We start from the raw sequence: 20,546 nt of genomic DNA on the forward strand, positions 1-20,546 counted from the left end.
GAAATCGCCCGGCTCATTGGATCAGAGGACGGGAGGCCGCTCATGACCAAGGAAAGCACCTACACGGCGAACCTGCCGGATGCGAACGGCATCTATCACTACACCGCTGAAGAAGACCAAATCTGGAGCGAGCTCTATCAGCGCCAGATGACGCTGCTCGCCGACAAGGCCTGCCGGGAATATCTGGACGGCGTGAAGACCCTCGGGCTGAAGCCGCAGAAGGTTCCGCAGCTTCGCGAAGTCAATCGGCGTCTTAACGAAACCACCGGCTTCGGCGTGGAAGGCGTCCCTGCCCTCATCCCGCCGTCGCGCTTCTATGAATTGCTGTCGCAGGGCAAGTTTCCGCTGGCGACGTTCATCCGGCGCCGCGAGCATATCGATTATATCGAAGAGCCGGATATCTTCCACGAGGTCTTCGGCCATTGTCCGCTGCTGACCAACCAGAGCTACGCCAATTTCGTCCGCCGCTTCGGCGAGAAGGCCGTCGGCCTCGGCAAGGGGTATTCCTGGCATCTGTTTCGGATTTTCTGGTTCACTGTGGAATTCGGCCTCATAAACACCCCGCAGGGACGCCGCTGCTTCGGCGCCGGCATCGTCTCCTCGCCCAACGAGACGCGGGCGGCAATGGAAGGCAAGGCATGCGAATTCCGGCCTTTCGACCTGATGACAGCGCTGAGAACGCCCTACCGGATCGATATCGTCCAGCCGATTTACTACGTGATCGACAGCTTTTCGCAGTTGGAGTCGATCATCGAGGAAGATATCGGTGCCCGCATCAACGAGGCCAAGGCTCTCGGCGACTTTCCGCCGGCATTCGAAGCCAAGGCGTCCTGAGCGACAGGAATTTCGTTTCGTTCGGGGCTTGCCTTGTCGGCCGTGATTGTCCAACGTCCCGCCAACATGTGATGAAGGGACGCCATGGCAGAGAAGTCGATCGATCACGCCTTTATGGCGACCAGCCTCACATCGTCGGCCACTGACCCAACCTTTGCCGGAGCGCTCTCCTTCATGCGGCGTCGGTTCACCAAGGTTCTGACAGGCGCCGACGTCGTCGTCTGGGGTATTCCCTTCGATGCGGCAACCTCCAACCGGCCGGGAACGCGCTTCGGGCCGCAGGCGATCCGTCGCGCCTCGGCGATCTTCGACAACGATCCGCAATATCCCTTCAATCGCGATCTCTTCGCCGAAATGGCGGTGATCGACTACGGCGACTGCCTGCTTGACTACGGCAATCACCAGGAGACGCCGGCGGCAATCGAGCGGCAGGCGAATACGATTCTTGACAGCGGCGCCTTCCTGCTCACGCTAGGCGGCGACCACTATGTCACATGGCCGATCCTCAAGGCGCATGCGGCCAGGCACGGTCCGCTGGCGCTGGTGCAGTTCGACGCGCATCAAGATACCTGGCTCGACGATAACCGGCGGATCGATCACGGCTCCTTCGTCGCACGCGCGGCCCGCGACGGCATCATCGACCCGGGCCGCTCCATCCAGATCGGTATCCGCACCCACGCGCCGGAGGATTTCGGCATTCGCATCCTCTACGGCCATCAGGTCGAAGAAATGAATGCCGCTGAGATCGCCTCGGCAATCGTCTCGCACACCAAGGACGCTCCGGCCTATCTGACCTTCGATATCGACTGCCTCGATCCGGCCTATACGCCAGGCACCGGCACGCCAGTAGCGGGCGGGCCGTCGAGCGCCAAGATCCTTTCGGTCCTGCAGCGCCTGCAGCAGCTCGATATCCGCGGCGCAGACGTGGTCGAGGTCTCGCCGCCTTATGATCACGCCGATATCACCGCCATTGCAGGGGCGACGGTCGCGATGTATATGCTGGGGCTCCGCGCCGAGAGGCACGCAACGGCACGCTAGGCCGTTATCAAACTGATTCAACTTCATGGCACACTGATTCCGCAAGCAATCCGAACTCATTGAAAGCGCAGGATTATCATGGCACCGAAAATCTTCATCGATGGCGAACACGGCACAACGGGTCTGCAGATCCGCACGCGCATGGCCGGCCGCCGCGATGTCGAGCTTCTGTCCATTCCGGAGGCTGAACGCCGCAATGCCGCGATGCGCGAGGACATGCTGAACAGCGCCGATATCGCCATCCTCTGCCTGCCCGACGACGCGTCGAAAGCAGCCGTCCAGATGGTTTCGGCGAACAACAATGTGCGCGTTATCGACACGTCGACCGCCTTCCGCGTCAATCCCGGCTGGGCTTACGGCTTTGCCGAAATGGACAAGGAGCAGGCCGAAAAGATCAGGGCCGCCCGTTTTGTCGCCAACCCCGGCTGCTACCCGACAGGCGCTATCGGCCTCATCCGGCCGTTGCGCGCTGCAGGCATTCTGCCGGACGGCTATCCAGTCACCGTCAATGCGGTCTCCGGCTATACCGGCGGCGGCAAGCAGATGATCGCGCAGATCGAAGACCAGAGCCGCGACGATGCAATCACCGCGCCGCATTTCCTCTATGGCCTGCCGCTGACACACAAGCATGTGCCGGAGATGAAAATCCATGGCCTGCTCGACCGAGCGCCAATCTTCTCGCCTTCGGTCGGCAAGTTCGCGCAGGGCATGATCGTCCAGGTGCCGCTGCATCTCGACGATCTCTCGGGCGATGCGACGCTCGAAAGCATCCATGCTGCCCTGACAGCGCATTATGCCGGTCAGGATATCGTCACGGTCGTTCCGCTCGAGGAGAGTCGTACACTTGCCCGTATCGATGCCGTGGAGCTTGCCGGGAAGGACACGATGAAGCTCTTCGTGTTCGGCACGCCGGGCTCCAGCCAGGTCAACCTCGTCGCTCTGCTCGACAATCTTGGCAAGGGCGCCTCGGGTGCGGCCGTCCAAAACATGGACCTGATGCTCGCCTCGTAAACCTTCCGGAGCCCCAAGGACATGCCGATCGATACGCTTTCGGCCGGCGTTGCTGAATGGTTTTCCGCTGCGCTGCCGGATCACGGCATCTATGCGCTAATCTTCTTTGCCTTCATTGCCGGGCTCGCGCGCGGCTTTTCGGGCTTCGGGGCGGCGCTGATCTTCATTCCGCTTGGCGGCGCGATTGTCGGCCCGAAGCTGATTTCTCCCGTTTTGCTTCTCATCGACGGGCTTGCGACACTTGGGATGATCCCGCCTGCCTGGCGCAGCGCCAACCGGCGTGAAGTCTTCGCGATGGCGATCGGCGCGGCTCTCGGCGTTCCCGCGGGCACAGTTGCACTTGCGCTGATGGATACCTTGACGCTGCGCTGGATCATCACCGCCGTGGCTATATCGCTGCTGGCGCTCCTCGTGTCCGGCTGGCGCCATCACGGAGAGCCGCGCGCGCCGCTCAGTGCCGGGGTCGGCCTTATCGCCGGTCTTTTCAGCGGCGCGGCACAGCTTGGCGGCCCGCCGGTCGTTGTCTATTGGCTCGGCGGCAAGAGCGAGTTTACCCGCGTCCGGGCAAATGTCATCCTCTACTTCTCGATCTCCACCTGCTTCAGCGCAATCAGCTATTATGCCGGAGGGCTTTTCGTGCAGGCCGTCTTTGCTCTGACGCTCGTCATCCTGCCGGGCTATGCGCTCGGCCTCTATGGCGGCTCGAAGCTGTTCGGCTTGGCGAAGGAGAGCACGTTCCGGCTGATCTGCTATTTGCTCATCGCCGCGGCCGCCATCATCGGCATGCCAGCGCTCGACGGGATCTTGCGGTAAGCGCCTGACCCAACCTCCTGCTCAGTCCCTTTCCGCAATCATCGTGTCGTGCGCAAACTCACCGTAGAAGCCGCGCCAGTTGGCGACGGCGAAGCCCAAGACGATCAGGGCGCCTGCCTGATGTAAAAGACCCCAATGAAGCGGGACCTGCAGAAGGAGCGTAGCGATGCCGATTGCGGCCTGCAGCGTGACGAGCGCGAAGAGAACGACAGCGCGGCGGGCGTGTGTGGTTTGGGGAGCTGCGCGGAGCGCAACCACCATATTGATGAAAGCGAGCGCGAAGAGCACGTAGGCGCCGGCGCGATGGAAGAATTGAACGGTCTTCGGGTTTTCGAAGAAATTGATCCAAGCGGGCTTTTGGATGAGAAGATCAGAGGGGATGATCGCGCCGTCCATCAGCGGCCAGGTATTGTAGGTGAAGCCGGCATCAAGACCGGCCACCAGCGCGCCGAGATAGATCTGGAAGAGCGCGAAAATGGCAATTATCGCCGCCCATGCCCGCGAGCTTTCGGTGGGCGCGGCGTCGTTCGAATGCGGGGAAAGGCCGCGCATGATCCACATGCAGGCGGCGAAAATCAGACAGGCCATGACGAGGTGCGCCGCGAGGCGATACTGGCTGACGTCGGTCCGCACCGAAAGACCGGACGAGACCATCCACCAGCCGATGAAGCCCTGCAGGCCTCCGAGCGCCAGGATGCCGGCGAGCGGCCAGCGCAGCCGCCGTTCGACCATGCCCGTCAGCCAGAAAAAGACAAGCGGCAGAGCGAAGATGACGCCGATCCCGCGGGCGATCAGCCGGTGCGCCCATTCCCACCAGAAGATGGTCTTGAAATCCTCCACGGTCATGTCGCTGTTTAGCTGCTGGAATTCGGGAATGCGCTGGTAGAGCCTGAATTCTTCCTCCCATTCAGCGGCAGTGAGCGGCGGAATGACGCCGTGGATCGGCTTCCATTCCGTGATCGAAAGGCCGGAATTGGTAAGACGCGTCGCGCCGCCGACGAGCACGAGACAGACGAGCGCGAGGAGCACGATACCCAGCCAGATGCGCAGTGCGCGGCGGTTCCGGTCCAACCTGCGGACCTCGCTCAAGATCGTCTGTTGCGTGGTCAAGTTTGCGACGGCCATGATTGTTCCTTCTTTCCGGCAGTTGATTTGCCCCAACGGCTCATGCAAAACAAGCCCCGAACCTTTGCGGCATGCCGTCGCGCGGGTCCACATACTCCGGAAAGAGAATTCATGCCCATCCGCTTGCGCAAATTCATCGGCACGATCCTCATCGTCGTTCTCGTGCTTCTTTATGCGCTTTTGGCGAACACGATTGCCGTAGCGACACTTGGGGAATCGTCGTGGTGGGTCCACCTCCTCTATTTCTCGGTGACGGGCCTTGTCTGGGTCCTGCCGGCGATGCTGATCATCAAATGGATGGCCGGTCCGCGGCAGAAGTAAACGCCGTTAACGCCGGAATAACCGTGATCCGCGGAAAAGACGGTCTGCCCTATTGCATTTAAGCCAAATGAAGGCGCTCGCCCCTTATGCTTCCGGCCAAGCCATCTTGACCGGAGAAGACCCGTGCAGACGCAAAAGCTCGATGCCCATCAACGACCGCTCGACGAAGCGGCGAAAGTCGAGGAAGGCATTGCGAACCATCGCTCGCTGAGCGCGGAACTCGATGTCACGGTCTACGACACAATGGCGCCGCTGGAAAAGGATTGGCGCGCCTTGGAGCTCGACAATCTGACGTCTCTCCATCAGGGCTATGACTGGTGCCATAGCTGGGTCGGCGCCTATCGGCGGCCGCTCGCCATTTTGCGGGGCGTCTGCGGGCCAGAAACGGCCTTTATTCTGCCGGTCGAAATCGAGCGCTCCCATGGCGTGCGGATCGCGAAATTCATCGGCGCCAATCACAGCAACATCAATACCGGACTTTTCACGGAGCATTTTCTGCGCCGCGCCGTTGACCTCGATGCGCACTGCTTCGCCGAGAGGCTTCGTCACGCCCTTCGCGGCAAGGCCGATCTGCTGCTCTTGCAGAACATCCCGCTGGAATGGCGCGGCCAGAAGAGCCCGCTCGGTCTGTTGCCATTGGTGCAGAACCAGAACCACGCCTATCAGCTGCCGCTGCTTGAAAATTTCGAGGCGACGCTCAGGCAGTTGAACTCCAAGAGCCGCCGGAAGAAGTTCCGGGTGCAGTCGAAACGGCTCGAAGCCATCGGCGGCTTCGACTATGTCGCTGGCGGGACGGCCGGCGAGCAGCACGCCTTTCTTGACCAGTTCTTCGCTCAGAAGGCCGAGCGCTTCAAGGCACTCGGGCTGCCCGACGTGTTTGCCGACGCCGAAACGCGGACCTTTCTCCATGGCCTGATCGATATCCGCGAGGGCGACGATTTCGGGCTTGAGATGCATGCGATCCGCCTCAAGGGCGAAAACGAAGGGCATATTGCTGCGCTATCCGGTATCTCGCGCAAGGGCGATCACGTGATCTGCCAGTTCAGTTCGATCAACGAAAGCATTGCGGCGGATGCAAGCCCGGGCGAATTCCTCTTTTGGCAGATGATTTCCAAATTGCACGGGGAGGGCGTCACCCTCTTCGATTTCGGTCTCGGCGATCAGGTCTACAAACGTTCTTGGGCACCGATCGAAACGGATCATCACGATATAGTGCTGCCGCTGTCCTTCGTGGGAAGGATCGCCGGGCTTGCGCACCGGGCCGTCACGCGGAGCAAGGCCCACATCAAGGCTCGGCCCGGCCTCTATAAATTCGCGCAGCGCGCTCGTTCAAAGATCGGCGTCTGATCAGGCGGCGCGGCGCGGGAGGTCCTCCGCAATTGTCTCGTCGCCGGACATCAGCAGGACGCGCTGATAGCCCGCCTTTTCGAATTCCGTCATCGCGAAGACGAACTCCTCTTCGATCACGTCCGGCATCGAAAGGATGATCTCGACATCCTTGCTGCGCGTCAGGCGGGAGACGCCGGCAACATCGGCTGCACCGCACTCGACAATCACGAGATCATAGGCTGAGGACAATGCGTCGAGCAGCAGCGAAAGCCGGTCTGCGCCGCGCATCGCCTGACGGATGTCGCTAATGCCCTGCGGGATCAGATGAGCATCTGAATCACGGTCGCCATGGATCGTTTCGCCGAAAGCGGCAGCGCCGCAGAGCAGATCGGTGACGCCCGGCGCATTCGGGTCGTCGCCCATCAACTCGGTCGGATAGCCGGAGCCGGTCATGTCGACCAGAACCACGCGCTGACCGACGTCGGCAAGTGCGCGGGCAAGCGAAACGGTCGCCGCGGAACCATCGTCGCCAGTCGGCGATATCGCGACAGCGAGCGTTGCCCGGCTGCTCGTGAGATAATGGGCGACAGAGCTGATCGAGAATTCGCTTTCGTCTTCCAAAGGTGCAGGCGCCTCCTGCGCAGGCTCTTCTTCCACCGGTGCCGAAAGCATGCTGGGCTTGACGTCACGCTTGGCTTTCGGCGCGGCGGCGGCCTGCGTTTTTTCTTCGATCGGCGCACCCGGCTCGACGCTGCCGTCGACCGGACGCAGTGCCCGGCCGCTGAAAAGTTCCGCGAGCATGATGACGATCGCGCTCATGACCAACGTCGCGACGGCAGCGACGACAACGATCGGCACGACCTTCGGGAAGTACGGATCGACAGGCTCGATGGCGCGCGAGACGATGCGCGCATCCGCCGGACTCGAATTGCTGTCGGCGCGGGAAGCGGCTTCCCGGTAGCGAGCGAGGTAGGTCTCGAGCAGCTGGCGCTGGGCGTTCGCCTCGCGCTGCAGGGCATTCAGGCCGACCTCGTCTTCGCCCGCCTGGGCGCTGTTTGCCCGCAACGTGCCGGACTGGCGCTCGAGTTCGGCAGCACGAAGGCCGGCGACCTTCGCCTCCCCCTCTACGCTGGCCAGGATCTTTTGCGTCTCCTGGCGGATCTGCGTCTTGATGTCTGCAAGCTGCGCCCGCAGGCTCTTCAACTTCGGATGGTTATTGAGCAGCGACGTGCTGAGATCGGAAATCTGCGACTGGAGGCCCGACTCAGTGGCCTTCAGCCGCTGCATCGACTGCGAGGACATGATGTCCGGCAACGTATCCGACGCCTCACCGGAGGCGAGCGCGTTGCGGACGGACTGGGCGCGCGCCTCGGCATTCGCCTTTTCGCCGCGTACGCGGGTCAGCTCAACAGAGATATCGTTCAGCTGCTGCTGCGGAAAGTTGCTGCCTCCGTTCGTCGGCAGGAGACCGTGCTTGGCGCGGTATTCGGCAACCTTCTGCTCGGCGTCGTTTACCTTCTTGCGAAGGTTCTCGATTTCCGGCTCGAGCCAACGGGTGGCCTCCGAGTTCGTATCGAGTTTGGCGCCGCTCTGCGTCGCGAGATAGACATTCGCCATGGCATTCGGAATGCGCGCGGCAATCTTCGGATCCTTCGACGTGAAGGTGATGCCGATGACGCGCGAACCGGGAACCTGGTAGACCTGAAGGCGCTCGATGAACGCATCGATCACGCGCTCTTCAGGCGGATTTTCAAGCGGGTTCTTCTTGATATGGAGCGCCACAAGGATGTCGCTCAGCGCAGAGCCGTTGACGGCATCGTCGAATTCAGGCAGCTCATAGAGCTTCTCGCTGTTGATGACCTGCTTGATGATATCGGCGGACTGCAGAAGCTGAACCTGGCTCGCAATGTTCAACTCGTCGAGCAGCGGTCCGGCATTGCCGTCGTTCGATTGGGTGTTGGCGAAAGCCGGTGCACGCTGCTCGATCAGCAGACGCGTTTCGGCACTGTATTTCGGCGAGATCATCTTGGCGCCGGCAAAGGCGACCCCTGCCCCGATCAGCGTGACGGCGACAACCTTCAGCCGGCGGGCCCAGACGGCTCGAACGAGCTGGCCAAGGTCGATGTCCACATCCTGATTACCCGTTACGCCGGACATACTCGTACTCCGAGAACAAACATGGCGCGAAGCGTAAACGACTATAGTAACCCGAGGGTTAATGTTGCCCGGCATAAGCAAAGCGAAGCGTGACCGGGCAAAAAGCAAAAAATGCGGCGTATTTTTACCAGCCATTAACCCTAACGGATCGATAACGGCAGCACCGAGTTCGTTTCCTGTGAGCATAACGCGGATGCTTTTCGTCCAGCCCAAGACGCTTCTGGCTCTGAGCCTTGTCGCCATGACGGCGGCATTGAGCGGTTGCAACACCTATAAGCCCGCGCCGAGAGCTTTCAATCAGGCAACGATCCAGCCCTATACGCTCGACAGCGGCGACCGCCTGCGCATCACCGTTTTCGATCAGCCGAGCATGACCAATACCTATATGGTCGATCAGGCAGGCTACATCGCCTTCCCGCTCGTCGGACAGGTGCCGGCGCGCGGACGCACGCTGCAGCAGCTTTCCGGCCAGATCGCCCAGAAGTTGCAGCAGGGTTATCTGCGCGATCCCGATGTGACGATCGATGTCGACCGCTACCGTTCCATCTTCATCATGGGTGAAGTCGGTCAGCCCGGCCAGTATTCCTATGTACCGGGCATGACGGTGCAGAACGCGATCGCCGTTGCCGGCGGCTTCACCTCCCGCGCCAATCAGGGCACGGTCGACGTCACCCGCAAGATCAACGGCCAGGTGCTGACCGGACGCGTCAACATTTCGTCCTCAATCATAGCCGGCGACACGATCTATGTCCGCGAACGGCTGTTCTGATCGCTGATGGCAGAACAGCGCCCCCTCCGCATACTCCATTGTTTCAGATCGCCCGTCGGCGGGATATTTCGCCATGTCCGCGATCTGGTGGAAGAACACAGCACGGCCGGGCATGAGATCGGCATCCTCTGCGACAGCTCCACCGGCGGCGAGCACGAGGACCGGCTTTTCGACGATATCCGTCCCTTTCTCTCGCTCGGGCTGACGCGCATACCGATCCGGCGTTCCGTGGCGCTTTCCGATATCGGCGTGATATGGGAGACATACAAGAAAATCAAAAGTTTGCGGCCGGACGTGCTGCACGGACACGGCGCCAAGGGCGGCGTGCTCGCGCGCCTTGTCGGCTCAGCCTTGCGGGTGAACAGGTATCGCGTAGCCCGCCTCTATACCGCCCACGGCGGAAGCCTGCACTATTCCCGCTCGTCGCTCACCGGACAGTTCGTCCTGCGGATGGAGCGGTTGCAGGAATATTTCACTGATGCCCTCGTCTTCATCTGCGAATACGAGCGCGACACCTATGCGCAGAAAGTGGGCCGGCCGAGACCCATGACGCGGCTGATCTACAACGGGATCGGGGAGCGGGATTTCCAGATCATTCCGACACGATCCGATGCCGTACATTTCATCTATGTCGGCATGCTCCGGGACCTTAAGGGTCCCGATCTGTTTGTGGATGCATTTGCCAAGACCGAGCGGCTGATTGGTCGCCCTCTTTCCGCGCTGATGATCGGCGACGGGCCGGACCGGGAGAAATACCGCGACATGATGGTCGAGCGCGGCCTCGGCAAGCGTATCGGCATGCTGCCGCCGATGCGTGTGCAGGAAGCCTTCGCGATGGCGCAAAACCTGGTGGTGCCATCCCGCGCCGAAGCAATGCCCTATATCATCCTCGAAGGGCTCGGCGCCGGAAAGACGGTCATCGCCAGCCGCGTCGGCGGCATTCCGGAAGTGCTCGGCAGGAGCAGCCCTGCCCTCGTCGCGCCCGACAACGCGGATGACCTAGCCCGCGTCATGGCTGACGCGCTGACGACACCCGGCTGGCATAATGCCGTGATGCCTTCGATCGACTCGGTGAAGTCCGTTTTTTCCTCTTCCGTAATGGCAAGAGATGTCCTGAAACTGTACCACGCGCTCGCGGAGGGGTCCTTCAGCCTCCGAAACCTATGAGGCATCCGTAAATCTTTCTTAGGGCCTTTCTGCTAATGCCGTGTGAAACAACGAGCGGCTGAAGCCTTATGAACAAAGCAGAAAAGAGCGATCAGTTCGACGTGGAAGCCCTGCGCAAGCGGGTTTCCGCTGCCAGCGCAGACGGTGGCGGGAAGGAAACCCCGGGAGAGATCAACGCCTATGCCCGGCAGATTGCCGAACAGTTCCGCGAGGGAACGCGTTCCCCGTCGATGGTCATCGGCCAGCTACGCCTCTTCGAATTCGTCTCGCAATTCGCAATCGGGCTGCTCGCCTTCCTGATCTGGCCTGGAGACGGCAGCGAAAGCCTTGGCGCGCGGGCGGGCATAGCAGCCGCCGCGGCGGCGTTGGGCGTCATGGCGCTGCAGCTTTCGGATACCTATTCCATTCCGGCGCTGCGGGCCCGCATTCGCCTGCTGCCGCGCATCTTCGGCGCCTGGGCGGCTGCCTTTGCCGTAACGGAAGTGATCTTTTCGCTCTTCCGCGATCTCGCATGGGCAGAGATAAACCTGCATGTCGCCTGGTTCTCGCTTGCCTCAATCTTCCTGCTCGGCTCACGCTTCCTGGTCGCCTACGGCATCCGAAACTGGGCGCGCAACGGCGTCATGGAGCGCCGCGCCGTGATCGTCGGCGGCGGCGAACCTGCCAAGGATCTGATCCGCGTTCTCGAGCAGCAGGCAGACAACGACATCCGCATATGCGGCATCTTCGACGACCGGGGCGAGAAGCGCTCGCCGGTCATGGTCGCCGGCTATCCGAAGCTCGGCACCGTTGCCGAACTGGTCGAATTCGTACGGCTGACCCGGATCGACATGCTGATTATCGCGCTGCCGCTCAGCGCCGAGGCGCGCATCCTGCAGCTTCTCAAAAAACTTTGGATCCTGCCGGTCGATATCCGCCTTGCGGCACATGCCAACCGCCTGCGGTTCCGGCCGCGTGCCTATTCGCATATCGGCTCCGTGCCGATGCTCGACATTTTCAAGAAGCCGATCCGCGATTGGGACTCTGTCGCCAAACGCGGCTTCGACATCTTCTTCGCATCGCTTGCGCTTGCTTTGCTCTGGCCGGTGATGATCCTGACGGCCATTGCAATCAAGCTGACGTCCAAGGGTCCAGTCTTCTTCATGCAGAAGCGGCACGGCTTCAACAATGAGGTCATCAACGTCTTCAAGTTCCGTTCGATGTACACCAACATGAGCGATCACAATGCCAAGGTCGTAGTGACCAAGGGCGATCCGCGCGTGACGCCGGTCGGCCGCTTCATCCGCAAGTCCTCGATCGATGAATTGCCGCAACTGTTCAATGTGCTGAAAGGCGATCTCTCGCTCGTCGGCCCCCGGCCGCATGCAGTCCTGGCGCAGACCAAAGATCGCGCCTGGGGCGACATCGTGGAAGGCTATTTCGCCCGTCACCGCGTGAAGCCCGGCGTGACCGGCTGGGCGCAGATCAACGGCTGGCGCGGCGAGATCGACAATGACGACAAGATCAAGTTCCGCACCGCCTACGACCTCTACTATATCGAGAACTGGTCGCTCTGGTTCGATCTCAAGATACTGTTCCTGACGCCGGTGCGGTTGCTCAACACGGAAAACGCCTATTGAGCGCGATCGAGGCGGCATATTCCCACGTCGCCCAACCGCAGCGCGCCGCACTGCGCTTCATCGGCTCGGCGATGGTTGCCTTCGGCGTCTTCCTCGCTGGCTTCGTCATCAATGAGCCTGCGCCTTACGAACTGTGGATGGCGGGGCTCGTCGGCATCTGGTTCATCCTCGGTCTCCGAATCTCGCGCTTCACCGCGATGCTTCTGACCCTGCTCCTGACCTTCAATGTCGGCGGCATGCTTTCACTGACGCAAATGAAGGACATGACCGGCGGGCCGATGTATGTCGCGGTCTCGACCTTCCTTGCCCTGACCTCGGTCTTCTATGCGGCCATCATCGAAGACAGCGCCAAGCGGCTGCCGCTGATCTTCAATGCCTGGGTCTTTGCAGCCGTCATCACCTCGTTGCTCGGTATACTTGGATATTTCCATGCCTTTCCCGGCGCCGAGGTCTTCACGCTCTACGACCGCGCGAAGGGCGCATTCCAGGATCCGAACGTCTTCGGACCGTTCCTCGTCGTACCGTCCCTCTATCTCATCCACGGTATATTGACGCGCGACCTGAAGACCTCGCCGTTGCGCGCCGCCGCCCTGCTGATCGTTGCGCTCGGCGTATTCCTGTCCTTCTCGCGCGCCGCCTGGGGCCTCTTCCTGCTCGGTGTGGTGCTGCTCATCTTCCTGATGCTCTTGAAGGAGCGAAGCGGCGCTTTCCGGCTGCGCATCCTCATCCTCTCGCTTCTGGCGATCGTTTTGATGGTCGCAGCCCTTCTGATCGCGCTTCAATTCCCGCAGGTCAGCGATTTGTTCAGCACCCGCGCACAGCTCGTCCAGGAATATGACGGCGAATATCTCGGCCGTTTCGACCGCCACCGCATCGGCTTTCAGATGATGATGGAAAGGCCGCTCGGTCTCGGCCCGATGGTGTTCGGCACCATCTTTCCGGAAGACGAGCACAATATCTGGCTGAAGACGCTGACGACCTATGGCTGGCTCGGCTTCGTCTCCTACGTGTCGCTCCTCGTGTGGACGCTTTACCTCGGCCTCAAGAACCTCCTCAGGGATCGGCCCTGGCAGCCTTATCTGATGATCGCCTGGATCTGCATCATCGGCCACGCGGTCATCGGCAACGTGATCGACATCGACCATTGGCGGCATGTCTATCTTCTTTTCGGCATCGTCTGGGGGTGCGCCGCGCTCGAACATCGCCACCGGCAGAGCTTCCCCGGCCATAGCGCGGCCTAAGTACTTGAGAACGGCGGCATTCGCGCTAAACTTCCAAGCATGATCACAGGAATGCAGATACGCGGCGCGCGCGCCATGACCGGGATGAGCATCGATGAGCTTGCCGCTGCGTCCGGCCTGACGCCGGAAGCTATAGAGGCACTCGAAGACGGCGACGGAATGGGCGAGCCCGGCGCATTCCTTGCCGCCAAGCACGCGCTGGAAGCAGCCGGCGTGATCTTTATCGCAAGCGGCAATCAGGACGAGGGCGGCCCCGGTGTGCGTTTGCGGGCGCGCACGTCAAGCGACGACGGCATCCGCCCCGAAAACCTCAACGCCACCAACGACGACTGAGTGTGGCCCGCACAAGGAACCAAAGGGATGTTCACGCGTTTTTCCTTCGATATCAAAACGTTGGGGAAAACATCTTGAACCGCAACAATGGTCTCTATTTCGTCGTCGGCGCCTTGGTCGTCGTCATTGTCGGCCTTGGCGCCTATATTTTCAATGAGGAACGCAAGCCCGATGGCATCGAACTTCGCATCGGCCAGAACGGCATTTCCGTCGAGGAAAAGTGAGGGCTAGAGATAGGCCTTCGCAAGGGCGGCGAGTTTCGTGCTGTCCTTGGCACCCTGGCGATAGAGCTGGATGATCAGCGCGCCGAGGTGCTCGGCTTCGGGCGTGTTGCGGCTTAGTCCCCTCGCCTTGCAAACGACATCCAACACTCCGGAAATCACATCTAGGTCTTCCGAAAAGAGCGGCAGATCACGGGGATGAAAAGGTGTATCGAGCATCGAGCCGCACTTCCCATGAGGGCGAAAGCACAACTGCATCATTCGCCAGCCGCCCATCCATGGCCGACGATATAGATAATATGCGCGCCGATTTCCGGCTTGGCAACTGGAACAAATGTCTCGGGGTCGCAGGCTGGGTTTCCGGCGCGCCTGCGCTTGTGCCGGTCCCCTTCTGCGTGCTTTTTTTGCATGCCAGTCGAGCTTACGCTTTCCTGCATAAAACAGAGCACCATTTACTTCGTGCGCCAGAGGCGCGCGACACGGAACGTTCCTCCGTTACACGGCAAAACATTTGAAGGCCAACAGTAATGGGAATTCGACCGACGATTTTGATAGCTTCACTGGTGTTATCCGGCTGCACCAGCGGCTCCGAAGGAATTGAGCCGATACGCGGAAGCATCACATATGGAGGCCAGCCACCGGTGCGGCTTAGCAAATCGCCGCCCGGCTCTGTTCTGCCCCATCAATTTATCGACCCGACCGGCCGATGGGTGGAGGAAACCTACATCATTCAACCGGACAGAAGCCTCAAGCTCGTAAGACGGCGTGATGTGGTCGACAGCGCCGATTGAGTGGACACAAGCAAAAGGAAAGGCCGGTGCGACACCGGCCTTTCCTTGGAAGCACATCGGTTACTTGTTACCGCATAGTTCTGCCATGGCGGTCTGGTCGTCGCCGCGGCCAGGAGAGGTCCGCGCCTTGTCGTACGCAGAGCAATTGCTTTCCATGGAGCCTCCCCGTGTCATGGTCGTGCTGCCGGTTACATTGGGATCAACCGGAGCAGGCGCATTGCTAGTGTTGCCGAAAGGATAGTCTTCCCCTTCCTGCACCGATGGGGGCGAATTCGTTGAGCTGGCCGGAGCGCCTTGGCTCTGGGCATAGGAAGCCGATGTTGCCATGCCGAGGGCCAGAATGGATGCTGCTAAAAGTTTCATACGCATAACGTCCTCCAGTGTTGCGTGGGTGACGGCAGGCTAACCCTAAGAAGACGGGCTTGTTCCGGGAAAAACGGCGGTTCATGATAACAGCTAATCACGCTGTCGCGAGCGGCCGGTTTCTTCCGGCTCCGCTCCATGACGAGCTCTCGAAGTAACTGTTCCAGATAGAAATAGCGGCCAGTCGGACGCTTGCCCCACCAGCCGCCTTTCGGATTCCCAAAGATAACTCGTTGAATTAACGAGTAAAAATCTCGGAATGGCCGGATTTGAACCGACGACCCCTTGACCCCCAGTCAAGTGCGCTACCAGACTGCGCTACATTCCGTCATATGCGTCATTCGGTAGGCCTCAACAATTTCGCTGATCCTTATATCGAACCAGCGCCCCTTGATCCAGTCAAGTGCGCTACCTGGTTGCGCTACGCCTCGACCTGCCGAAACAGCTTGTTTCGTTTAGTTTTTCGTGTCGCCCAATGCAAGCGGAAAAAGCCGTACTCCGCGCAAAAAGCCGATGTGCCACTTAGGCTCCGACGATTCCGTATCCGATGCCGCCGATTTTCTTCACGGTCCATGCCTCGTAGTCCGCAATCGAGAAATGCGGTGTTTCGAAGGGCGTGGCATGTGTCGCGGTAATGACGGTGACATCGGCTCCTGCACCTTCTCCTGCAAGTATGCCCGCAACCGCGTCTTCGAAGACCAAGCAGCGTTTCGGATCGACACCCAGGCGGCTGGCGCCGAGCAGGTAGCATTCCGGGCTGGGCTTGCCTGCCTGGACTTCCTCGCCGGTGACGATGACCTTCGGCATCGGGATGCCGGCGGCGGCCATGCGTCGCTTGGCGAGTTCAAATGGGGCGGAGGTGACGATCGCCCATCTGTCGGCGGGAATGCCGTTCAGAAAGCGGATTGCGCCGGGGATCTGCACGATACCGTCGACGTCTTCCATTTCCTCGATCAGGAGTTTTTTCGCTTCAAGCACCGGATCCACACCGGGAAGCGCCAGTTGACGGATGGTGTCGCTGGCACGGACGCCGTGTATCGTCTTCAGGAACACTTCGGGCTCGAGGCCGTGATCCTTTGCCCAATCGCCCCAGATGCGCTCGACGACCGCTATGGAGTTAAGCAGCGTGCCGTCCATGTCGAAGAGGAATGCATCGTAGGCTTTGCCGGGTACATTGAAAGAGGACACAGGGGAATTCCTTGTGAAATGGGGCTTAGTAAGCAGAAAGGCGGACGGAGATCAGGATTGTCTCTCCCGTTTTTCTGGCGGCTCTCAGCACGAGTCCTTTCGTGCGATCCTCTCTAAACAGATACCGGCGGCTTTGCCAAGATCGGTGCCACGTCAGCGCCGAAGCAGCAGGCGGCTGTGACCTTTTCCGGAACAACGGACCCGTGGGGGCGTTTTTTCATCAAGGCTGGGTAGGAAAAGGAGATTTGTCCTATGCGCAAGACCATGCTGGCTACGGCCGCCGTAACACTGACGGTCTGCTCTGCCGCCTTCGCACAGAGTACGGTAATCGTCGACCCTGCACCCACCGGCGCCATCGTCTTGCCGGGCGAAGTTCGCACCTATGTGATGGAGCAGCAGGTACCTTCTGTCGTCTATGAGGGCGATGTCGTCGTCGGAACGATGCTTCCGGAGACCGTCGAAATCCACGAGGTCCCGGATATGGACGGTTATGCTTATACCGTCGTCAACGATCGAAGAGTGATCGTCGAACCTCAGACGCACCGTGTCATTCAAATCCTCGAGTGACCAGATCAGGCGCGAAGCTCACAGCTTCGCGCCCATGTCCCTCCCAGAGCAGCAGACAGCACAGGTGTTCCATCCTCAGGAAGCCTTCTCAATGTTTTGAGCCCAGAGCCGGCGATGAATAGCCTTCCCGGCGCATGACGCGGCAGCTGTTCCGCCAGCCGCATGGCGAGCACGACCGCTGGTAGCGCCGGATTGGCCTGCCCTCCCGTCGGAAAGACGCTGCTTCCGGCGACATTTTCCACGGGAGAGGCAATCGACGTCGACGATGCCGCCTGGGAATTGGCCGACGTCAGGCCGAGCTGGTGATCACCGTCCAGTACCTGGTCACGGACCGCATTCCCAGGGCGCAACGATTTTTAGCGCACCTGATCGAGAAGGCGCTTGCATTCCAGAAGATCGTAGAGCGCCTCCTGCAGAAGCGCCCTGTCCTCCTTGCTGACGCTCGACTTGCCGAGCGAGACTTCAGACTGATCGTCGTCGCCGGCGACGAAATTGAAGAAGCGGCGGGTAATCGGCGGCTTTGCGCGGCCGACCAGCTGATCCTCCTCCGCAATGCCGACGCGCGGTTCACCCGGAGCGCTGTCCCTGCCGCCCGCCGCAAGCGCCTCGACGCTGGCGAGATCGCCTTGCGCGACAGCGACGACGAACTTGTTGCCGTTTGTCTTCAGGAGCTTCTGAACGCCCTTGATCGTATAGCCATGGTCGTAAAGGAGATGGCGGATGCCCTTCAGCAGATCCACGTCTTCCGGCCGGTAATAGCGGCGCCCGCCGCCCCTCTTCATTGGCTTTATCTGCGGAAAGCGCGTTTCCCAAAAACGCAGAACGTGTTGCGGCAGATCGAGGTCGTCAGCGACTTCGCTGATTGTTCGGAAGGCATCGGGGCTCTTGTCCAAGGTCGTACTCCCTACGCGATCACCGGGGCGGTCCAAACCGCGACTCATCATATTTCAACGGTTTGCGGCGTTGAATTCAAGTCATGTCTTCGCATAGCCCACAAGCCGGAAAGCGCGGTTGGAGAAAAATGATCAGGAGGCAGCAATCAGGGACGGATATTCAACTTATCCCATTGCACCCTTACATGGCCGGATTTGCGGGCTTCTGCTTGACCTTGCGCAGGGTGTGCGCCTTGAGAATACGGGTCTTCAGGACGTTCGAAGCCTTGAAGGTCATCACCCGGCGGGGCGAGATCGGCACTTCTTCGCCCGTCTTGGGGTTGCGGCCGATGCGCTCGTTCTTATCGCGGACCTGGAAGGTGGCGAAGGAGGAAAGCTTGACGGTTTCGCCACGGACGATGGCGTTGCAGATTTCGTCGAGCACGGTCTCGACGAGTTCGGCGGATTCGGTCCTGGAGAGACCGACCTTCCGGAAAACCGATTCCGCCAGGTCTGCTCGCGTAACTGTCTTTCCGGTCATGGTCTCCCCGCCAATTCTACAAAATATTTTTTAAATGCGAGCAAAGACTATTTGTCTTGCGCCTTACGGTCAAGCTCTTGTTCGTCGCCAGTTTTTTGCGATTCTTCGCCGTCACCAGCGCAGCAGCAAAGCACCCCAGGTGAAGCCGCCGCCCATCGCCTCCAGCATCACCAGATCGCCTTTCTTGATGCGTCCATCGCCTGCTGCAGTGGCAAGTGCGAGCGGGATCGAGGCGGCCGAGGTGTTGCCGTGCAGGTCGACAGTGATGACGACTTTCTCGGGGGCAATATGCAGCTTCTTGGCGGAGCCGTCGATGATGCGGCGGTTCGCCTGGTGCGGCACAAGCCAGTCGAGATCTTCGGCGGTCGTACCCGTCGAATCGAAGGCGGCCTGGATCACGTCGGTGATCATGCCGACGGCATATTTGAAGACCTCGCGGCCTTCCATGCGCAGCTTGCCGACGGTGCCGGTGGTGGACGGGCCGCCATCGACGAAGAGTTTCTCCTTGTGCGAGCCATCGGAGCGAAGATGCGCCGTCAGGATGCCGCGATCGGCTGTCGTACCCTCACCTTCGGCAGCCTCGATCACGATCGCGCCGGCGCCGTCGCCGAAAAGCACGCAGGTGGTGCGGTCGTTCCAGTCGAGGATGCGCGAGAAGGTTTCCGCACCGATCACGAGGGCACGCCTGGCGAGGCCGCCACGGATATAGGCGTCGGCCGTCGTCACGGCATAGACGAAGCCGGTGCAGACCGCCTGAACGTCGAAGGCGAAGCCGTGGTGCATGCCGAGACGGTTCTGGATATTGACCGCCGTCGCCGGGAAAGTGTTGTCCGGCGTCGAGGTGGCGCAGATGATGAGATCGATATCGGCAGGTGTCATCCCTGCCTTGTCGAGCGCCGCACGCGCGGCCCGCTCGCCGAGCGAAGACGTGGTCTCGTCATCGCTTGCGATATGTCGCTGGCGGATGCCGGTGCGTTGGACGATCCACTCGTCAGACGTATCGACGACATCTTCCATCTCGCGATTGGTCATTACGCGTTTCGGAAGTGCGGCTCCGAACCCGCGAACCACTGAACGGATCATTCTGGTTAAACCTCGTTGCTCATGCGGCTTCCGGCCCCATCGGGGGTAACCGCTTGGCATGATATTTCTTGAGATCGTTTTCTATTTTCTGATTGAGGCCATTCTTGGCCATATCATAGCCGACCTCGATGGCAGCAGCGATGCCGTCTGCATTGGCACCGCCATGGCTCTTGATGACGATGCCGTTGAGACCAAGGAATACGCCGCCATTGACCTTGCTCGGGTCCATCTTTTCGCGAAGCATGTCGAAGGCGCTCTTGGCAAAGAGATAGCCGATCCTGGCAAGCAGCGTGCGGGACATCGCGGCACGCAGGTATGCGGCGATCTGTTTTGCCGTACCTTCTGCCGCCTTCAAGGCGATATTGCCCGAAAAGCCTTCGGTCACGACGACATCGACGGTGCCTTTCCCGATGTCGTCGCCTTCGACGAAACCGGAATATTCGAGCGAATCGATATTGGCCTCGCGAAGCAGCCGGCCTGCTTCCTTGACTTCTTCCTGGCCTTTCATCTCTTCGACGCCGACGTTCAGCAGGCCGATCGTCGGCCGTTCGAGTTCGAAGAGGGCGCGCGCCATGGCGCCGCCCATCAGGGCGAAGTCCATCAGCTGCTGAGAATCAGCGCCGATCGTCGCGCCAACATCGAGAACGATGCTCTCGCCCCGCAGCGTCGGCCAAATGGCCGCAATCGCCGGGCGCTCGATATTGGCCATCGTGCGCAGACAGAACTTTGCCATGGCCATCAGAGCGCCGGTGTTGCCCGCGGAAACGGCGACATCAGCGTCGCCCGTCTTCACGGCCTCGATCGAGCGCCACATGGTGGAAATATATCGGCCGCGGCGCAGCGCCTGACTGGGCTTCTCGTCCATGCGAACGGCAAGTTCGCAATCGTGGAAGACGGACTTTTCCCTCACCTTCGGAAACTTGGCGAGAACCGGATCGCACTGCTCTTTCAGTCCAAAAAAGACGAAGGAGATATCCGGATGCCTTTCCAATGCTTTCGCGGCACCGGGGATGACAACCTGGGGACCAAAGTCGCCACCCATGAGGTCGAGAGATATTCTGATCACGCGTCCCTGATCCTTTTCTTTCGCCTGAGGGGAGCGAAAATTTCGGCCAAAATACCGGTTTTCCTATCGCTTACAACTGAATTGTGTCAAATACCCC

The 20,546-nt window shown here is 60.4% G+C and carries 24 protein-coding genes and 1 tRNA gene; 14 read left to right on the forward strand and 11 right to left on the reverse strand.

Translation table 11 applies throughout. The features are described from left to right. The first annotated feature begins 42 nt into the window (after window positions 1-42). From ACZ9DP_RS27700 to ACZ9DP_RS27715, 4 genes are all read left to right on the forward strand, one after another. The gene (locus ACZ9DP_RS27700; RefSeq protein WP_476204176.1) at window positions 43-834 is read left to right on the forward strand and encodes a phenylalanine 4-monooxygenase; all 792 of its coding nucleotides are present in this window, start codon (window positions 43-45) and stop codon (window positions 832-834) included. 84 nt (window positions 835-918) lie between these two features. Then, entirely contained in the window at window positions 919-1,872 is a 954-nt protein-coding gene (gene speB, locus ACZ9DP_RS27705; RefSeq protein WP_476204177.1) for an agmatinase, read from the forward strand. A gap of 78 nt (window positions 1,873-1,950) precedes the next feature. Further along, window positions 1,951-2,883, forward strand: coding sequence for an N-acetyl-gamma-glutamyl-phosphate reductase (gene argC, locus ACZ9DP_RS27710; protein WP_283071383.1), 933 nt, complete (start codon window positions 1,951-1,953; stop codon window positions 2,881-2,883). Window positions 2,884-2,904: 21 nt separating this feature from the next. Further along, window positions 2,905-3,696, forward strand: coding sequence for a sulfite exporter TauE/SafE family protein (locus tag ACZ9DP_RS27715; protein ID WP_476204178.1), 792 nt, complete (start codon window positions 2,905-2,907; stop codon window positions 3,694-3,696). A 21-nt stretch (window positions 3,697-3,717) separates the two neighbouring features. Here the strand turns inward: ACZ9DP_RS27715 and ACZ9DP_RS27720 are convergent, their stop codons facing one another. Continuing rightward, window positions 3,718-4,821: a COX15/CtaA family protein gene (locus ACZ9DP_RS27720; RefSeq protein WP_476204179.1), complete on the reverse strand. Its 1,104-nt coding sequence runs from the start codon at window positions 4,819-4,821 to the stop codon at window positions 3,718-3,720. A gap of 111 nt (window positions 4,822-4,932) precedes the next feature. Between ACZ9DP_RS27720 and ACZ9DP_RS27725 the strand changes: the two genes are divergently transcribed. Together ACZ9DP_RS27725 and ACZ9DP_RS27730 are read left to right on the forward strand one after the other, a co-directional pair. Further along, window positions 4,933-5,142 (forward strand): DUF2842 domain-containing protein, encoded by a 210-nt coding sequence (locus ACZ9DP_RS27725; protein ID WP_074067363.1) that lies wholly within the window; start codon window positions 4,933-4,935, stop codon window positions 5,140-5,142. A gap of 123 nt (window positions 5,143-5,265) precedes the next feature. After that, window positions 5,266-6,489: a GNAT family N-acetyltransferase gene (locus ACZ9DP_RS27730; protein WP_476204180.1), complete on the forward strand. Its 1,224-nt coding sequence runs from the start codon at window positions 5,266-5,268 to the stop codon at window positions 6,487-6,489. Here the strand turns inward: ACZ9DP_RS27730 and ACZ9DP_RS27735 are convergent, their stop codons facing one another. After that, entirely contained in the window at window positions 6,490-8,628 is a 2,139-nt protein-coding gene (locus ACZ9DP_RS27735) for a GumC family protein (RefSeq protein WP_476204181.1), read from the reverse strand. A gap of 193 nt (window positions 8,629-8,821) precedes the next feature. On the opposite strand from ACZ9DP_RS27735, the gene ACZ9DP_RS27740 reads away from it, so the two are divergent. The 6 genes from ACZ9DP_RS27740 to ACZ9DP_RS27765 all read left to right on the forward strand — a co-directional run bounded on the left by ACZ9DP_RS27740 (window position 8,822) and on the right by ACZ9DP_RS27765 (window position 13,981). Further along, window positions 8,822-9,397 carry a polysaccharide biosynthesis/export family protein gene (locus ACZ9DP_RS27740; RefSeq protein WP_022714777.1) on the forward strand — a complete coding sequence of 192 codons (576 nt, stop codon included), beginning with the start codon at window positions 8,822-8,824 and terminating at the stop codon, window positions 9,395-9,397. Between the two features lie 6 nt (window positions 9,398-9,403). Next, the gene (locus ACZ9DP_RS27745; RefSeq protein WP_476204182.1) at window positions 9,404-10,564 is read left to right on the forward strand and encodes a glycosyltransferase; all 1,161 of its coding nucleotides are present in this window, start codon (window positions 9,404-9,406) and stop codon (window positions 10,562-10,564) included. A 68-nt stretch (window positions 10,565-10,632) separates the two neighbouring features. Further along, the gene (locus tag ACZ9DP_RS27750) at window positions 10,633-12,183 is read left to right on the forward strand and encodes an undecaprenyl-phosphate glucose phosphotransferase (protein WP_283071376.1); all 1,551 of its coding nucleotides are present in this window, start codon (window positions 10,633-10,635) and stop codon (window positions 12,181-12,183) included. Continuing rightward, on the forward strand, window positions 12,180-13,424 hold the full coding sequence (locus ACZ9DP_RS27755; RefSeq protein ID WP_194729383.1) for an O-antigen ligase family protein: 1,245 nt from the start codon (window positions 12,180-12,182) through the stop codon (window positions 13,422-13,424). Before ACZ9DP_RS27750 ends, ACZ9DP_RS27755 begins: the two co-directional genes overlap by 4 nt. A 39-nt stretch (window positions 13,425-13,463) precedes the next feature. After that, a complete protein-coding gene (locus ACZ9DP_RS27760; RefSeq protein ID WP_039844528.1) occupies window positions 13,464-13,757 on the forward strand; it encodes a helix-turn-helix domain-containing protein in 294 nt (97 codons plus the stop codon). 74 nt (window positions 13,758-13,831) lie between these two features. Beyond that, window positions 13,832-13,981: a hypothetical protein gene (locus ACZ9DP_RS27765; protein ID WP_167377858.1), complete on the forward strand. Its 150-nt coding sequence runs from the start codon at window positions 13,832-13,834 to the stop codon at window positions 13,979-13,981. 3 nt (window positions 13,982-13,984) lie between these two features. Here the strand turns inward: ACZ9DP_RS27765 and ACZ9DP_RS27770 are convergent, their stop codons facing one another. Continuing rightward, window positions 13,985-14,197 (reverse strand): hypothetical protein, encoded by a 213-nt coding sequence (locus ACZ9DP_RS27770; RefSeq protein ID WP_039844526.1) that lies wholly within the window; start codon window positions 14,195-14,197, stop codon window positions 13,985-13,987. A 308-nt stretch (window positions 14,198-14,505) separates the two neighbouring features. On the opposite strand from ACZ9DP_RS27770, the gene ACZ9DP_RS27775 reads away from it, so the two are divergent. After that, complete coding sequence (locus ACZ9DP_RS27775) at window positions 14,506-14,769, forward strand: hypothetical protein (RefSeq protein ID WP_476204183.1); 264 nt, start codon at window positions 14,506-14,508, stop codon at window positions 14,767-14,769. Between the two features lie 60 nt (window positions 14,770-14,829). On the opposite strand, the gene ACZ9DP_RS27780 is transcribed toward ACZ9DP_RS27775, so the two are convergent. The 3 genes from ACZ9DP_RS27780 to ACZ9DP_RS27790 form a co-directional block, all read right to left on the reverse strand. Next, entirely contained in the window at window positions 14,830-15,138 is a 309-nt protein-coding gene (locus ACZ9DP_RS27780; RefSeq protein ID WP_476204184.1) for a hypothetical protein, read from the reverse strand. Window positions 15,139-15,386: 248 nt separating this feature from the next. Then, a tRNA-Pro gene (locus tag ACZ9DP_RS27785) sits at window positions 15,387-15,460 on the reverse strand. 194 nt (window positions 15,461-15,654) lie between these two features. Beyond that, complete coding sequence (locus ACZ9DP_RS27790) at window positions 15,655-16,320, reverse strand: HAD family hydrolase (RefSeq protein ID WP_476204185.1); 666 nt, start codon at window positions 16,318-16,320, stop codon at window positions 15,655-15,657. Between the two features lie 252 nt (window positions 16,321-16,572). Here ACZ9DP_RS27790 and ACZ9DP_RS27795 point away from each other — a divergent pair, with 252 nt between their 5' ends. Next, window positions 16,573-16,887, forward strand: a complete 315-nt coding sequence (locus tag ACZ9DP_RS27795) for a DUF1236 domain-containing protein (protein WP_194729381.1) — start codon at window positions 16,573-16,575, stop codon at window positions 16,885-16,887. 5 nt (window positions 16,888-16,892) lie between these two features. Here the strand turns inward: ACZ9DP_RS27795 and ACZ9DP_RS27800 are convergent, their stop codons facing one another. From ACZ9DP_RS27800 to plsX, 5 genes are all read right to left on the reverse strand, one after another. Then, complete coding sequence (locus ACZ9DP_RS27800; RefSeq protein WP_476204186.1) at window positions 16,893-17,237, reverse strand: hypothetical protein; 345 nt, start codon at window positions 17,235-17,237, stop codon at window positions 16,893-16,895. 6 nt (window positions 17,238-17,243) lie between these two features. Beyond that, window positions 17,244-17,828 (reverse strand): MerR family transcriptional regulator, encoded by a 585-nt coding sequence (locus ACZ9DP_RS27805; protein WP_476204187.1) that lies wholly within the window; start codon window positions 17,826-17,828, stop codon window positions 17,244-17,246. Between the two features lie 133 nt (window positions 17,829-17,961). Further along, the gene (locus ACZ9DP_RS27810; protein ID WP_022714764.1) at window positions 17,962-18,300 is read right to left on the reverse strand and encodes an integration host factor subunit alpha; all 339 of its coding nucleotides are present in this window, start codon (window positions 18,298-18,300) and stop codon (window positions 17,962-17,964) included. Window positions 18,301-18,411: 111 nt separating this feature from the next. After that, on the reverse strand, window positions 18,412-19,383 hold the full coding sequence (locus ACZ9DP_RS27815) for a beta-ketoacyl-ACP synthase III (protein ID WP_194729380.1): 972 nt from the start codon (window positions 19,381-19,383) through the stop codon (window positions 18,412-18,414). A 19-nt stretch (window positions 19,384-19,402) separates the two neighbouring features. Beyond that, window positions 19,403-20,449: a phosphate acyltransferase PlsX gene (plsX, locus tag ACZ9DP_RS27820; protein ID WP_039844515.1), complete on the reverse strand. Its 1,047-nt coding sequence runs from the start codon at window positions 20,447-20,449 to the stop codon at window positions 19,403-19,405. Window positions 20,450-20,546 lie beyond the last annotated feature (97 nt).

This window comes from Rhizobium sp. USDA 4016, from assembly GCF_056279705.1.